A 14073-nucleotide genomic window follows, 5' to 3' on the forward strand; every position below is an offset into this window, starting at 1 on the left:
CAGCCCGCAGGGGTGTCCCTCTCCCAGAGGTCACACCGAGGTCCCACGCTTCTCGGGACCGGGACCGTCGTGGTGGGGGGGCCACGACACGACAGATAGCGCTCTGTCGGGGAGTCCGGGACCGAGGAATCCCGGGCGAGACGTGAAACCGAGACAGGGCGACCGACGGGGGGCGACTGTCAGTCGCACCCGTCTACGGTCGTTGATTCTCTTCGGCACGGAGCGTTGTCGAGACCATCGAATCTGATAGCGATACGTCTACGCATTCTCGTCGGACGGTGAACGCAGAGCGACGGAGACGGAGAACCGTCGGCGGAAGCGGGGTTAACGAAGGGAGGCAGAGCGGACGAAGAGAAGACGACGGGGAAGGACGGACGAAGGGAAGACGAAACGTTACGCCCGCGGCAGGACGATGGTGAACACCGCGCCACCGTCCTCGGAGTTGTAGACCCGGACGTTGCCGCCGTAGGACTCGATTATCTCACGGACGAGGTAGAGACCGAAGCCGGTTCCGGGGCTGTCGAAGCCCTTTCGGCCCTTCTCGAACACCGCGTCCATGACCTCCTCGTCGATACCGGGCCCGTTGTCGGAGACGCTGACGACGACCTCGTCGTCGCCAATCTCGGTGTCGATGTGGACGATGGCCGTCGGTTTGTCGTTGTGCTGGACCGCGTTCGTCAGCAGGTTCTCGAACACCTCCGGGAGGAGGTCGTCCGCCAGCACGTCGATGGCGGGGATACCCTCGCACTCGTAGACCGCGTCGTCGTAGGCGTTGCTCGCCTTCATTATCTCGTCTTCGAGCACCTCGCCGAGCGGCACGGGTTCGGGTTCGTGCTCCTCGCCCTCGACGATGGCCTTCATGAACGCCCGCATCGTCTCGATAAGGTCGATCATGTCCTCGACGCGGTTCTCGACCGTATCGAGGTGCGTTGCCATCTCCTCGTCGACGTGGCCCTGCAGGAGTCCCGCCCGGGCGTGAACGACGTTCATCCCGTTGAGCAGGTTGTGCCGGATGATACGGTTCATGAACTCCAGCCGTTCGCGCTCGTGTTCTATCTGCTGTTGCTGGGCACGGCGCTCGGTCATGTCACGCGTGACCTTCAGGTAGCCCCAGAGTTCGTCGTCGTCGCCGGTCAGTGCCGTTATCGCGACGTTCGCCCAGAAGTGCGAACCGTCCTTGCGGACGCGCCAGCCCTCGTCGACGGCACGGCCTTCTTCGGCCGCACGGTTGAGCAGTACGTCGGCGCGGCCTGCCTCGCGGTCCTCGTCGGTGTAGAAGGTGCTGACGTGCTTACCGATGATCTCGTCCGCGGTGTACTCTTTGATGGCTTCGGCACCGCGGTTCCAGCTCTCGACCTTCCCGTTCGGGTCGAGCCGGAAGATGGCGTAGTCCTCGACGTCCTCGACGAGCGACTCGAACTGCTGGCGCTGTTCCTGTATCTGCTGTTCCTGTTCGCGCTCGTACTTACGGTGCTCGAGCTCGTGACCCAGCGAGTTGGCCATTATCTCGAGCAGCGCGAGCTCCCACTCTGCGGTCTCGTCACGGGGGGCGGGGTCTGCGAATCCGAGAACGCCCTCGAGCTCTCCGTCGACGTACACTGGGATACCGGCGTAGTACTCCAGCCCGAACTGCTGGTAGGACCGGAGGTCCGTCATGTCGGGCCACTGCTCCGCGAAGTGTTCGACGTACTGGGGCTCACCGGTCTGTACGACCTTCTGCGCGTAGGTTCCCTCGGTCGAGATGGCCCAGCCACGTTCGAGGTCGACGTCCTCGAGCTTTGTGTCGACGGCGCGGACGATGGCCTCGCCGTCGGCGACCTGCGAGAACACGGCGTGTTCGACGCCGAGCATCTCGCGTCCCAGGCGCAGTAGCGAATCTATCCGGTCTTCCAGCGGCGTCGACCGGTCGAGCAGGACGTCGTGAACCGCTCTGAGGGTCGCCTCACGTCGTTCGAGCAGCTGGTTCGACTGCTTCCGCTCGGTGATGTCGGTGTAATGCTCGATTCGGCCGCCTCTGTACAGCCCCGATTCGATGGGCTGACTCCAGTGTTCGAGCCAGCGGTCGGCCCCGTCGACCGCGTGGCATTCGAACTCCTCCTCGTACGTGTTGTCCTCGTACGTCGAGAGCACGAGGTCGGCGAATCGGTCGCTGTCCTCGAACCGGTGCTTGATGTCCTTCTGGATGAGTTCGCGCTTGTCTCGACCGACCACCGCCTGCCGTTCGATGCCGAAGTACTCCTCGGTCGCCTTGTTCACCCAGACGACGCGGAAGTCGTCGTCCAGGATCCAGATACCGACGTCGGAACTGTCGAGAACGTCCTCGGTCAGCGAACGGTACCGCTCTTCGCTCTCCTCCAGCTGTCGCTGGTCTTCACGCTGTCTGGCGCTGTACAGGCCGATGGCGCTACCTGCGAGAAGCCCGATGAGTGCGGTATTCGTGACATCCGACGCGAAGTTTATCGTGCCGCCGGCCCGCAGAATCGCCGTCGTCCCGAGTACCCAGAGTTCGAGAATGGTCGTCGCGATGACGGCGCCCATCCCCCACTTCGCGATGTGAGTGACACGGTCTGCGGGCCAGCCTGCGAACCAGACCCAGACAGCGGCGAGGATGAGACCGATGGTCAGCAGGCCTGGAAACGCGAATTCCAGCGCAGCCGCCCAGACCGTCGCCCCGGTGAGCACCCATTCGTACGCGTCGAGAATCTGCACGACGAGGAGCACGATTCCGACGATGACGATGCTCCCCACCCCGAGGAGTCGTCGCTGTTCCTCCGAAACCTCCATGGCGGGGTGTTGGCGAGGAGGTATAAAAAGGGCCTCCCCTACATACTTCGTGTCTCGCGGCCACGTCACCGTGTTTTCGAGTACCATGCAACAGGTTCCATCTGCCACGACAGACGGCCGGGAACGGGGCGCTCGGACGTCGACGGTACGGATTTCGGTACGTTTTTTGGCGGTGTCTCCTCGCTGTCGAATCCCTCAGGTCACGCCCGCTTTCTCACCGGTACCGACCCACCCATCGCCGGTACCGCCGCACCTCATCGCCGGTACCGGCCCACCTCTTCTCGCTCTCATCATCACGCACACTATCCGACTTCGGTAGCGTTTTCCGCCTCACAGTCGTCGCCGTGGCTATGAGCACCTACTCGACCATCACCGAGCAGCTCGACGACGCCGAGGCAGCCCGTACTGAGGGTCGTCGCAAGATGGACTGGGCTCGACAGCATATGCCCATCCTCGAGGCGCTCCGCGAGGAGTACGAGGCCGACCAGCCCTTCGCCGGCCAGCGCATCGCCATGGCGATGCACGTCGAGGCGAAGACCGCCAACCTCGTCGAACTGCTCGCCGACGGTGGCGCAGAGGTCGCCGTCACCGGCTGCAATCCGCTCTCGACTCACGACGACGTGAGCGCCGCCCTCGACGCCCACGAACGCATCACGAGCTACGCCAAGCGCGGCGTCGACGACGAGGAGTACTACGAGGCCATCCACGCGGTCCTCGACATCTCGCCCACGATAACGGTCGACGACGGGATGGACATGGTCGCGGCCGTCCACGAGGACTACCCCGAACTCATCGACTCCCTCCTCGGCGGCTGTGAAGAGACCACAACCGGCGTCCACCGCCTCCGCGCCATGGACGAGGACGGTGCCCTCGAGTACCCCGTCTTCGCGGTCAACGACACCCCGATGAAGCGCCTGTTCGACAACGTCCACGGCACCGGCGAGTCCGCCCTCGCCAACATCGCCATGACGACGAACCTCTCGTGGGCCGGTAAGACCGTCGTCATCGCCGGCTACGGCGACTGTGGCCGTGGCCTCGCGAAGAAGGCAGCCGGCCAGAACGCGAACGTCGTCGTCACCGAGGTCGAGCCCCGCCGCGCCCTCGAAGCGCACATGGAGGGCTACGACGTCATGCCGATGGCCGAGGCCGCCGAGGTCGGTGACGTGTTCATCACGGTCACGGGCAACCGCGACGTCATCACGAAGGAACACTTCGAATCGATGAAAGACGGCGTCCTCCTCGCAAACGCGGGCCACTTCGACATCGAGGTCGACCTCGCCGCACTCGACGACCTCGCCGCCGACCGCTACGAGGCTCGCGAGGGCGTCGAAGCGTTCGAACTCGACGACGGTCGCCGCCTGAACGTCCTCGCAGAGGGCCGGCTCGTCAACCTCGCGTCGCCCATCGCACTCGGCCACCCGGTCGAGGTCATGGACCAGTCGTTCGGCGTCCAGGCCGTCTGTGTCCGCGAACTCGTCGACAACGCGGATGCCTACGAGCCGGGCGTCCACGACGTCCCCGACGAGCTCGACAAGCGCGTCGCGGAGATCAAGCTCGCGGCCGACGGCGTCGAGTTCGACGCCCTGACGGACGAACAGCGCGAGTACATGGGCTCCTGGGAACACGGAACCTGAAACCGGGGCTCCACTCCGCCACCTGCTACTTCTGGGACCCGGCACCGACCGGTTGTTTCTCGTGGTCATCCGATCGCTTCTCGTAGCCCTCCTTGTCCGCGCACCACGCCATCGACGCCGAGACGAGGGCGGTCGGACCGACAATCCGGGAGCAAAACCCTTACGGCCGGCTGCGTCGGCGCCTCTGATGGAAATTTCCACTCCGCCAGCAGCCGAAACCGAGAGGGAGAGCGGCCATAACTATCGATTCCACAACATTTTCCGATACCGTCAAATGCGTGTACGATGAGGTATGGGCAACGTGACCGAGGACAGCGAACTGACGACTGAAGACGAGGCGGTCGACTGGCCGCCCGCCGACGGCGAGGCGGTACTCGTCGCCGAGCGTGGTGTCCGGGTCAGAAAGTGGGTGACGGAGCGCGGGTCGACGGTCCCCGTCGTGAACTACGACATCGCATCGATGCGGGACGAGACCGTGGTCCTGGAACTGCACGACGAGACACCTGAAGATCTCTCGCGTGACGACGTCGGCTTCCACGACGAGTACGAGGCCGAGAACTGGCGACGCATCGGTGAGAACGGCCTCCTGTTCCGGCGTCGGTTCGAACCGGGCGAATCGGTGACGACCGTCTACGGTGTACGGCGGTCGACGCTCGACGACACGGGCGCGTTCCTCTCGCGGCCCGTGGTGACGGTATCGTCGGTAGCGGACGCCGACATGAGCGAGGCGGGCGAAGCCGTAGAGACGCTCGACCTCGGCGGAGACGACCCGACGGTCGACGACCTGCTCGACGACGTGGACGATTCGGATGGCGTGGACGACACGGACGCCGCAGGGGACACGGACGACGAGCGGCCGCTCGAACGGTTCGACCTAGGCGGGACAGACGAGGCGACGACGGACCGACGGGGACCAGAGAGCGGCGACTCGACGGCCGACGGCACCGTCGCGGACGAACTCGCCCGGGAGTTCCACGAGGACGTGGTCTCGCCGGAGACCCGCGACCGACTCACACGGGAGCTCAACCTCGAGCTTTCCGAATCGACCGCGGCGTTCCTCGACCGGGTCCGCGGCCGAACCGACCAGCAGCGAGCGCGGCTCGAACGAGACATCGACGAACTCGAACGGAGCATCACCGAGCTGTACGGCCTGAAAGCGGACGCTGGAGACCTCCACGAGACGCGAGTCGAACTCGACGACCACGGCGACGAACTCGACGCCATCGAAGCGGCGGTCGAGGCACTTGAGGACGCCAAAGCGGAGGCGACACGACTCGACCGAGCCATCGAGCGACTGGACGATCTCGAATCGGTCGCGGCGACGGACGACCGCGTCGATGGAATCGAGGCAGAACTCGACGAACTCGACGAGGTCGCGGCCCGTGCCGACGACCTCGACGCGCTCGAAGACGAGGTCGCAGACCTCGACCGTCGGGCAGCCTCCATTCGTGGACTCGCCGAGGCCGAACGCGACCTGGCCCGACTCGACGAGGCGGCGGCCCGACTGGAAGCCCTCGACGCACTCGAGACCGACGTCGAGAGCCTCCGCGAGGAACGCGAGTCCGAGACAGCCTCACTCCAGGCTTCCATCGACGAGCTGGACGACGGACAGCAGTCGCTCGTCGAGCGACTGGACGAGACGTCGATGCGGCTCTCGGACGACCTCGACGCCGTCAGGCGCGAGCGAGAGGCCGCGACGGCGGACCTCCGGGACGACCTCGCAGCGGACATCGAGACCGCCCAGTCCGACCTCGAGTCCGACCTCGAGACGGTCCGAGACGACCTCGACGCCGAGGTCTCCGCACTCGAACGGCGGACGACGGAGGACGTCGAGGCGATCGACCGGCAGCTCGAATCCGAGTACGTCACGGAAGCCGACATCGACGCCGCCATCGTCAGACGCGTCGACAACAGCCTACAGGCACTGGTGTTCCTCGCCGTCGGTACCGGTGGCATCCTGCTCTCGCTCGTCCTCGCGGCGACCGGCGCTCCTTCGATGGCGCTCAGTTCGTTCGTCCTCGGCGGCGTCCTCCTCGGCGGCTGGTGGTATCTCCAGCCGGGCGACCTCGACCTGCACGGGAGCGACGAACCGGACGCGGCCTCGGTCGACGAGGCACTCGGGCTCGACGACGAGAGCGACGCTCCGGAGCTCGAGCCGGCAGACGTAGACGATTCAGGTGACGACGAGGCTGTCGATGCCGACGATGACGAGGCTAGCGGTGCCGCAGACGCAGGAGCTAACGGTGGCGGCAGCGAGACAGTTTCCATCGACGACGACGAAGCGGCTGCTGGCGGCGACGATGAAGCCAAAGCTGACGACGAGGCTGCCGCCGAAGCCAGCGACAACGAGGTAACTGCCGGCGACGAAAACGAAGCCGGCGACGAGAACTGACGCCTCTTCCACTCGTCAGTTCCCGCCGCGGACGACATGTCCGTACTTCAGCAGCCCGACGAATATCGAACCACCGACGGCGTTCCCGAGCGTCGCCGCCGTCATGAATCGGACGTACTGCATCGGGTCGACACCGCCGGTGAAGACGGCGGCGACCACCTCCACGTTACCGGCGATACAGTGGGGCAGATGTGCGACTCCGATGGTGACGGTGACGATCCAGACCATGAGCATCCGGCCTGTCGTCTCCTGTGCCGCAGTCACGAGCCACGAGAGAAGCCCCATCAGCCAGCCGGCGAAGATGGCCGCGACGAAGAGTTCGGTGAAGCCGTGGTCGACCAGCGGTTTCGCGACCTCCTCGAACGCGGCCAGGTCGACGATCCCGAAGGCTGGCGCCGCGGCGACGGCGAGCCCGGCGAACACGATACCGCCGACGACGTTGGCGACGTAGACGAGCGACCAGAGTCGGCCGAGCTGGCTCACGGACGCCCGGCCGTCGAGGACGGGCAGGACGGCCAGCGTCGTGTGTTCGGTGAACAGCTCGGAGCGGCCGAGGACGACGAAGACGAAGCCGACGGTGTAGGCGTTCGCGAGCAGGAGTTTCGTCGCGGGTTCACCCCACGCGTCACCGACGAGGGTCAAAAGGACGACCATCAGCAACGGCCCGAAGCCGATGTCCAACCCAGCCGAGAGGCCGGAGAGGAACAGGCCGTCCGTCGGACGGTTCAGTTCGTTGAGACCTTCCTCTATCTGTGCGGTGAGGATGGTCGACGACGAGGTCTGCTCGTGGGGGCCTCCCCCGCCGGGTGACTCGTCGCTCATTCGATACTCGAAGGGAAGCGTTCGGCGGCGAAGTAGCGTCGGCCTATCTATCTCGCGTGGGGTCGGTGTCGTCCGACTTAAGAACCATCGCCCCCGAGAGGGGATCATGAGTTCGAACCGGAAGGGCGACCGACGCGAGCGGGAACTCGTCAACAAGCTCGACGAGGCCGGCTTCGCCGTCATGCGTGCCCCCGCCAGCGGGAGCGCGACGGAGCGAGAGCTCCCCGACGTACTGGCCGGCAACGGCGACGTGTTCTACGCGATCGAGGCGAAGGCATCCGCGAAACGCCCCATCTATCTCTCCGGTGAAGAGGTCGAAGCACTGCTCTTCTTCGCGCAGAACTTCGGGGCGAAAGCACGTATCGCGGTCCGGTTCGACCGTGAGGACTGGTACTTCTTCCACCCGGCCGACCTCCACGTCACGGACGGTGGGAACTACCGGGTCAAGAAGGAGACGGCACTCGAAGAGGGAACCGACTTCGAAGAGTTCGTCGGCGGGTCGCGAAAGCGGTCACTGGCCGACTACGAGGACTGAGCGTCTGGTTTCTCCGACGGCGTCGCGGCTACGAAGTTGGCGAACAGGCGGCGCATTCCGACGACCGACGCTGCACCGCACACCCGCGAGACGCCGGCCGGTTGCCGTCAGAGCACACCGACTGTGGCCGCGTCTTCGGGTAAAAATGGTGGGACGACAGTACGGCGACCAGACTGGTCGCGCTACTCGGACTGGACGGCACTCTCGCCGTTCTCCCAGCCGGCGGCGGCCTTCGACTTGGACTCGAAGCCACCGGACGCCCAGTAGCTGGCATCCTCGGTGGCGTCGTCCTTCACGTTCGGACCGTCGGCGAGCGAACTGTCCTACTCGCTGGACTCGCCCTCCCCGCCCTTCACGGGTGCCTTATCCACGGCACCGACGACGGCGAACTGGGCTCGGAGCGTCGCCTTCGCGTACGCGGCGAGTTTCGCGTCGACCGCCTCGCCGTTCTCCAGCGCCTTCGAGTAGGCTTCGAGTGCGTGCTCGAACGACTCGTAGGCGGCGTGGTCGGCCTCCTCCAGCAGTTCGTGGACCTCTGCGTTCTCGAAGGTCTCGTAGACGCCGCCCGTGATGCCCTTCGCAGCCGCCGTGAAGTCGCCGCTGCCGGCACTGTCGACGAGGACGTACATCGCCTCGACGGCCTTGCCGGCGAACGACTTCACCTTCGCGTAGACGTCGCCCCCACCGACCGCCTCGATACCGCCCTCGAGTTCGTGCTCGAAGGACTCGTACAGTTCGTGGTTCGCGTGCTCCAGCTCCTCGTGGAAGCCGCCGGCGCCGTTCTCGAAGAACTCGTAGGATTCCTGCAGTGCGGCCTTCGCACGGTCGGACGCGCCGAGGGCTGCCAGGGCGGCCCCGTCGAAGGCACGCGCGGCCATGTAGCCGGACTCGGCGACGGAGACGTGCGTGGTGGAGCCGGCCGTCGTCTCGAAGCCAAGGAGCGACTCGAGGCAGGCCGAACCGTGGGTCTCGACCTTCGCGTCCGCACCGGCCGAGAACGCGTCGGTGAGCGACTCGAGGTGCCCCTCGAACGCCTCGTACGCCTCGTGGTCTGCGTGCTCGAACGCCTCGTGGAACCCAGCCTCGTCATTCTCGAAGCGCTCGTACAGCGAGGAGGTAATGGTGGCCGCCGCGTCGGCGGACCCCGACTCGTACCGGACGATGGCATCCTCCACACGGGCGCGGAAGAACGCCGATTCGAGGACGGCCGCCTCGGTCTCCGTCGCGAGCGTCGTGATGCCGGTGACGAGCGAGTCGTTCACCGTGGTCAGCGCCGCGTCGATTCCGGCGCTGTCACCGTTCTGGATGGCCGTCTTGAGGGATTCGAGCCCGCCCTCGAACGTCTCGTACGCCTCGTGGTCGGCGTGCTCCAGTGCCTCGTGCGCGCGGGCGCCCTCGAAGTGGGCGTAGATGTCGCCCGCCATCGTCGCGGCCGCCTCGGATTCGCCCTCGGCGGCGAGCCAGCCGGCGTCGAAGGCACGGTGACGGTAGACGTTGAGTGCAGCCGCGTGCGCGAAGTCGGTGCTCGGCCCGCCCATCCCGGCGAGAACGGACGCGTCGAAGCCCTGCGACTGCATCGTCGCGAGGTGCGCACAGCCTGCCGTCTCTTTCGACTCCGCGAGCGCGTAGGAGCCCTCGACGGCACCCTTCGTCGACGCCTCTACCTTCGCGTGGACGGTCTCAGCGTTCTCGTTCTTCGCGGCGTCACGGGCCTGCTTCAGCCCGTTCTCGAACAGCCCGTAGGCGTTCTCGTCGGCCGATTCGAGCGCGTCGTGGACCGCCGCGTCTTCGAAGTCGTCGAGGACCTCGGCGGCGACCGTCGCGGCGGCCTCGAACTCACCGGCGTCGGTCAGGAGCGAGACGTTCGTCGCGTTCGCACCCATCAGCTGGAGGTCGAGGACCGAGGCTACCGTCTCGCCTGTGAGGTTCGCCTGGGCGCTCCGGAGCGCCTGGTCCGCGTCGCGGGCGGCGACCTTCGCCCGGTCGAGTTCGCCGTGTTCGAGCGTCTCCGCGAGTTCTTCGAGCCCGCCCTCGAAGCCCTCGTAGCTCGACTCGCTCGTGTGTTCGAGTTTCTCGTGTGCGCCCCACTCGCCGGACGCGTGCTCGAAGGTCTCGTAGATGTCGGCGGCGACCGACGCGCCGCCGGAGAGGTCGCCCGCGATGCCGAGAGCGACCGCGTCCGCGAGGCGTGCGCGGTAGACGTTCAACTCGGCAGCGACGGCGACGTTCGCGGCCGCGCCGGCTCCGGACTTCGCGTTCCCGTCGCCGTCGGTCCCGTCACTGCCGGAACCGCCGTTCTTCGTCTCGTCGTTCCCACCGAGGTCCTGTGCACCACAGCCTGCGAGCGCCGCGGCCCCGGCCGTCGCACCGAGGGTCTGCAGCATCTCGCGTCGGTTCAGCTTCATACTCGGTTTAGGCCAACCTAAACGTAAAAGCACTTTCGATTTTTCGGCGGGCCTAAAAGCCATACTGGGGCCATCGAATAGCCTTCGTGCATGTGATTTGTCCTCGTCCCCCACCCCAAGAGACCGGCGTTCTCGATCAGAGCGGCTGCTCACCGGGACGAAGACCATCTCGCTCGTCGCCGCTCACTTCGTCGGCAACGCCAACCGCGTAAGTGGGAACGTGTAGACGCGAAGCGAACGGGGAGTAACGCCCGCGTTCGTGACGTCGACCGTCGGGAAGACCGCACTGACGACCGGGTCGTCCGGGGGATAGGATCGGTTGCTGGCGTACTCGGCGACCGTGCAGTCGTGCGCTGGGATACGGACCTCGTCGGCCCGCCGCGGCGACACGGCGAGTACGAGCACGGTTCCGCCGGTCTCACGGTCGACTGCGAAGTCGCCCGGTTCGAGCGCATGCTGCCGGCAGAGGTGCGGTTCGAGCGCGTCCGTCGGCTCGTAGAACGGGTCGCCACAGACGGCACAGGACACGCGAAGGTGTCCCGGCGGGGCCACGCGCCCTTCGGTTATCTCGATGGCGACTCGTCGCAGATGCTTGCACCGGGCGTCCCGGTAGGTGTGGTCGGGACAGCTACACTCTCGCGATTCGACGTCGACGAGGTAGGTGTGGCCGTGGTGCGTAACGACCTCGTAGACCGTGGTCCCGAGCGCCGAGACCGACATCGGTTCCTCCCTCGCACGGCGCGACCGCTCGTCGAGGTGGGAGCCTCGTGGAACGGGCAATACGCTCGGCTGTGACGCGGGTGTGTTTCTGGTGTGCGTCATGTGTTTCACTGCTGGAGCCGGCGCGTAGCCTGTGCTCCAGCCTCGACCCGAAATACGGGTCGAACGGTAGTAAGTGTTTCACCGGAATTCGACAGCATCACCACCCGAAGGCGACCGAATTCACGGTTGTTTCGGGGGGTTCGACCGCGCCCTGCACCAATCGAACGGTTGAGGTAGTCTCGGTCGCTACTTCGACGCGATGAACCCCCCGTTCGCAGGCGTCACGCTCCACGCGAGCGCGACTCTCGACCCGATGCTCGTCGGGATCCTCAGCGGTGCCGCGCTGGGGTCGGCGCTGCTACTGGGACTCGGGCTCGCGGCGTACATGCGGCGGCGGTCCCGCCCGTACCTGCTCGTCGCACTCGCGCTCGGGACCATCGCACTCCGGTCGGTCGTCGCCTGGGTGACGATGCTCGGAGCATTCGGGCCGACCGAGCACCACCTCGTCGAGCACGGGCTCGACGTCGTGATGGCCGCACTCGTCGTGGGTGCGGTCTGGTACGCCCGGGACGTCCGGCGGACGATGGGGGTCGAACGACATGACTGACGCACGAACCCATATCGAACGTGAGATAGTCGCACAGCCCGGCATCCACTTCAACGAGCTCGTCCGGTCGCTCCCGTTCGCAGCCGGACACGTCCAGTATCACGTCCGTGACCTCGTCGCGAGCGATGCTGTCGACCGCGAGGAGCTGTTCGGACGTACGCACTTCTACCCGCCGGGCTACGACGACTTCGAGCGAGCCGCCATCGCGCTCGTCCGCCGGGAGACCGCCCGAGACGTGCTCGCGACGCTGATAGAGGATGCGCCTGCCCGACCCGACGCCGTGGCCGAGTCCGTGGGCGTGGCCCGCTCTACGCTCGAACACCACCTCGACAACCTCTGTGCGGCGGGACTCGTGGTGAAAGAGCGCGACGCCCGCAATCGAGTGACGCTCGTGCTCGCGGAACCGGAGCGGACCGCCGACCTGCTCACCGACGTGACGCCGACGCTCCCGGACCGGCTCGTCGACCGGTTCACTCGACTCGTCGACGACCTGCTCGCGGAGTAGCGCCACCCGCGCCTTCTTGTCCGATGACGCGGCCAGAGCCTTCGTGACCTGACGAGAGGCGTGCAGTGTCCAGCGGGTGTGCGATACAGCACTGCACGAGAAGTCGGTCCGTCCCTGCCGGGCCACCAGCCGCGTATCGCCTGTCCGCCACTCACAGCCGTCAGCGTTCTACTCGCCGAGCGGCGCGTTTCGACTCCCGCACCACTCGGCTTTTTGCAGGGCGGTCCCTAGCGAACGCGCATGAAGCCCAGCGACAGCCGCGGCATCCCCCGCCGCGAGTTCGTCAAGTCGGCGGTCGCCATCGGGGGGACGGCCGCGCTCGCCGCCTGTCTCGACCGGGGCGAAGACGAGGCGACGATACCGACGGGTCGGGACGACCCGGGTACCCTGCCCGCTCGCCAGCACGCCTGGAACCGGTTCCTCTCGCGCGACGATCACGGCAACGTCGTCGCACCCCGACACCACGTCCTTCTCTTCCTCGATTACGCCGGTGATGGGACTCCCACCGACGAAGAACGAGAGACCGTCGAAGCCGCGTTCCAGAGCCTCGAACGCGCCTACGAACACTCCAACCGGGGACTGCTGTTCACGGTCGGCTACTCCCCCCGCTACTTCGACCGGTTCGATGAACCGCTTCCCGAGGGCGTCGACCTCCCCGAGCCGAAGGCGCTGTCGTCGTTCGAAGAGCCGGAGTTCGACACGAACGACGCCGTCGTCCACCTGGCGAGCGACCACGGCTCGGTCGTGCTCGAAGCCGAGGAGGCGCTCAAGGGCAACCGCGAGAAGGCGAACGGAGTGACGATGGACGCGAGTCTCGCCGACGTGTTCGAGCTGCCAAACGAGTTCCCCGGTCGCCGCACCGGCTTCGTCGGGTCGGGACTCCCCGCGAAGAACCAGGACGTCGAGGGCATCCCGGAGGAAGCCGACGTGCCCGAGGAGTCACCACTCTTCATGGGGTTCAAGTCCGGCTTCGAAAAGAACCAGGCCAGCGAGGACCGCGTGACCATCCAAGACGGACCGTTCGCCGACGGGACCACCCAGCACATCTCCCGCATCCGACTGCGCCTGGAGGACTGGTACGTCGAACAGGACCGCGAGGACCGCGTCGCCGAGATGTTCTGTCCCGCCCACGCGAAACAGGGCACGGTCGAGGGCGTGGGCGACAACCTCGGCGACTCCTCGAAGGTCGTCGAGAACGACTGCGTCGAGACCATCGAGGAGGACGCCCGGAGCTACGGCCGCGTCGGTCACACGCAGAAGACCGCGCGCGCTCGCGAGGACGACAGACCCATCATCCTCCGTCGCGACTTCGACTCGACCGACATGGGCGAGGCCGGCCTCCACTTCCTCGCGGTCCACCGCGAGATATCCGACTTCGAGAAGACCCGCGAGGCGATGAACGGGAGCGATCTGACGGAGAATCCCGCCGTCCGCCAGCGCGTCAACAACGGTATCCTGGAGTACACGTTCGTCAAACGGCGCGGGAACTGGTTGCTCCCACCTCGAACGTATCGCGCACTGCCGGCACCGCGCCCCGAGTAGAACGAGCGACCGCGTCCTGGGATTTCGGTTACGCCGATAGCTCGAAGCCGGGATTCACCGGTGGAACACACCGTTTTCGACAGGT

General features: G+C 66.2%; 10 protein-coding genes. 6 read left to right on the forward strand and 4 right to left on the reverse strand.

The window, feature by feature from the left end; genetic code table 11:
• Positions 1–393 precede the first annotated feature (393 nt).
• A complete protein-coding gene (locus ACSC1Y_RS07610) occupies positions 394–2784 on the reverse strand; it encodes a PAS domain S-box protein (protein ID WP_435334151.1) in 2391 nt (796 codons plus the stop codon).
• A gap of 350 nt (positions 2785–3134) precedes the next feature.
• Here ACSC1Y_RS07610 and ACSC1Y_RS07615 point away from each other — a divergent pair, with 350 nt between their 5' ends.
• Positions 3135–4418, forward strand: coding sequence for an adenosylhomocysteinase (locus tag ACSC1Y_RS07615; RefSeq protein WP_435334152.1), 1284 nt, complete (start codon positions 3135–3137; stop codon positions 4416–4418).
• Between the two features lie 292 nt (positions 4419–4710).
• Entirely contained in the window at positions 4711–6810 is a 2100-nt protein-coding gene (locus ACSC1Y_RS07620) for a hypothetical protein (protein ID WP_435334153.1), read from the forward strand.
• A gap of 15 nt (positions 6811–6825) precedes the next feature.
• Here ACSC1Y_RS07620 and ACSC1Y_RS07625 read toward each other — a convergent pair whose 3' ends face one another.
• Positions 6826–7632: a formate/nitrite transporter family protein gene (locus ACSC1Y_RS07625; protein ID WP_435334154.1), complete on the reverse strand. Its 807-nt coding sequence runs from the start codon at positions 7630–7632 to the stop codon at positions 6826–6828.
• Between the two features lie 106 nt (positions 7633–7738).
• On the opposite strand from ACSC1Y_RS07625, the gene hjc reads away from it, so the two are divergent.
• Positions 7739–8167 (forward strand): Holliday junction resolvase Hjc, encoded by a 429-nt coding sequence (hjc, locus tag ACSC1Y_RS07630; protein ID WP_435334155.1) that lies wholly within the window; start codon positions 7739–7741, stop codon positions 8165–8167.
• A 323-nt stretch (positions 8168–8490) separates the two neighbouring features.
• Here hjc and ACSC1Y_RS07635 read toward each other — a convergent pair whose 3' ends face one another.
• Together ACSC1Y_RS07635 and ACSC1Y_RS07640 are read right to left on the reverse strand one after the other, a co-directional pair.
• Positions 8491–10572 carry a DUF5059 domain-containing protein gene (locus ACSC1Y_RS07635; protein WP_435334156.1) on the reverse strand — a complete coding sequence of 694 codons (2082 nt, stop codon included), beginning with the start codon at positions 10570–10572 and terminating at the stop codon, positions 8491–8493.
• Between the two features lie 183 nt (positions 10573–10755).
• Positions 10756–11292: an SWIM zinc finger family protein gene (locus ACSC1Y_RS07640; protein WP_435334157.1), complete on the reverse strand. Its 537-nt coding sequence runs from the start codon at positions 11290–11292 to the stop codon at positions 10756–10758.
• 301 nt (positions 11293–11593) lie between these two features.
• On the opposite strand from ACSC1Y_RS07640, the gene ACSC1Y_RS07645 reads away from it, so the two are divergent.
• The 3 genes from ACSC1Y_RS07645 to ACSC1Y_RS07655 all read left to right on the forward strand — a co-directional run bounded on the left by ACSC1Y_RS07645 (position 11594) and on the right by ACSC1Y_RS07655 (position 13988).
• Entirely contained in the window at positions 11594–11941 is a 348-nt protein-coding gene (locus ACSC1Y_RS07645; protein WP_435334158.1) for a DUF7471 family protein, read from the forward strand.
• The gene (locus ACSC1Y_RS07650; protein WP_435334160.1) at positions 11934–12446 is read left to right on the forward strand and encodes a winged helix-turn-helix transcriptional regulator; all 513 of its coding nucleotides are present in this window, start codon (positions 11934–11936) and stop codon (positions 12444–12446) included. The genes ACSC1Y_RS07645 and ACSC1Y_RS07650 overlap by 8 nt, the downstream gene beginning before the upstream one ends.
• A 240-nt stretch (positions 12447–12686) precedes the next feature.
• Positions 12687–13988, forward strand: coding sequence for a DUF7405 family protein (locus tag ACSC1Y_RS07655; RefSeq protein WP_435334161.1), 1302 nt, complete (start codon positions 12687–12689; stop codon positions 13986–13988).
• Positions 13989–14073: the final 85 nt, after the last annotated feature.

The sequence above is a fragment of the Haloarchaeobius lipolyticus genome (assembly GCF_051208015.1).
Lineage (GTDB): Archaea > Halobacteriota > Halobacteria > Halobacteriales > Natrialbaceae > Haloarchaeobius.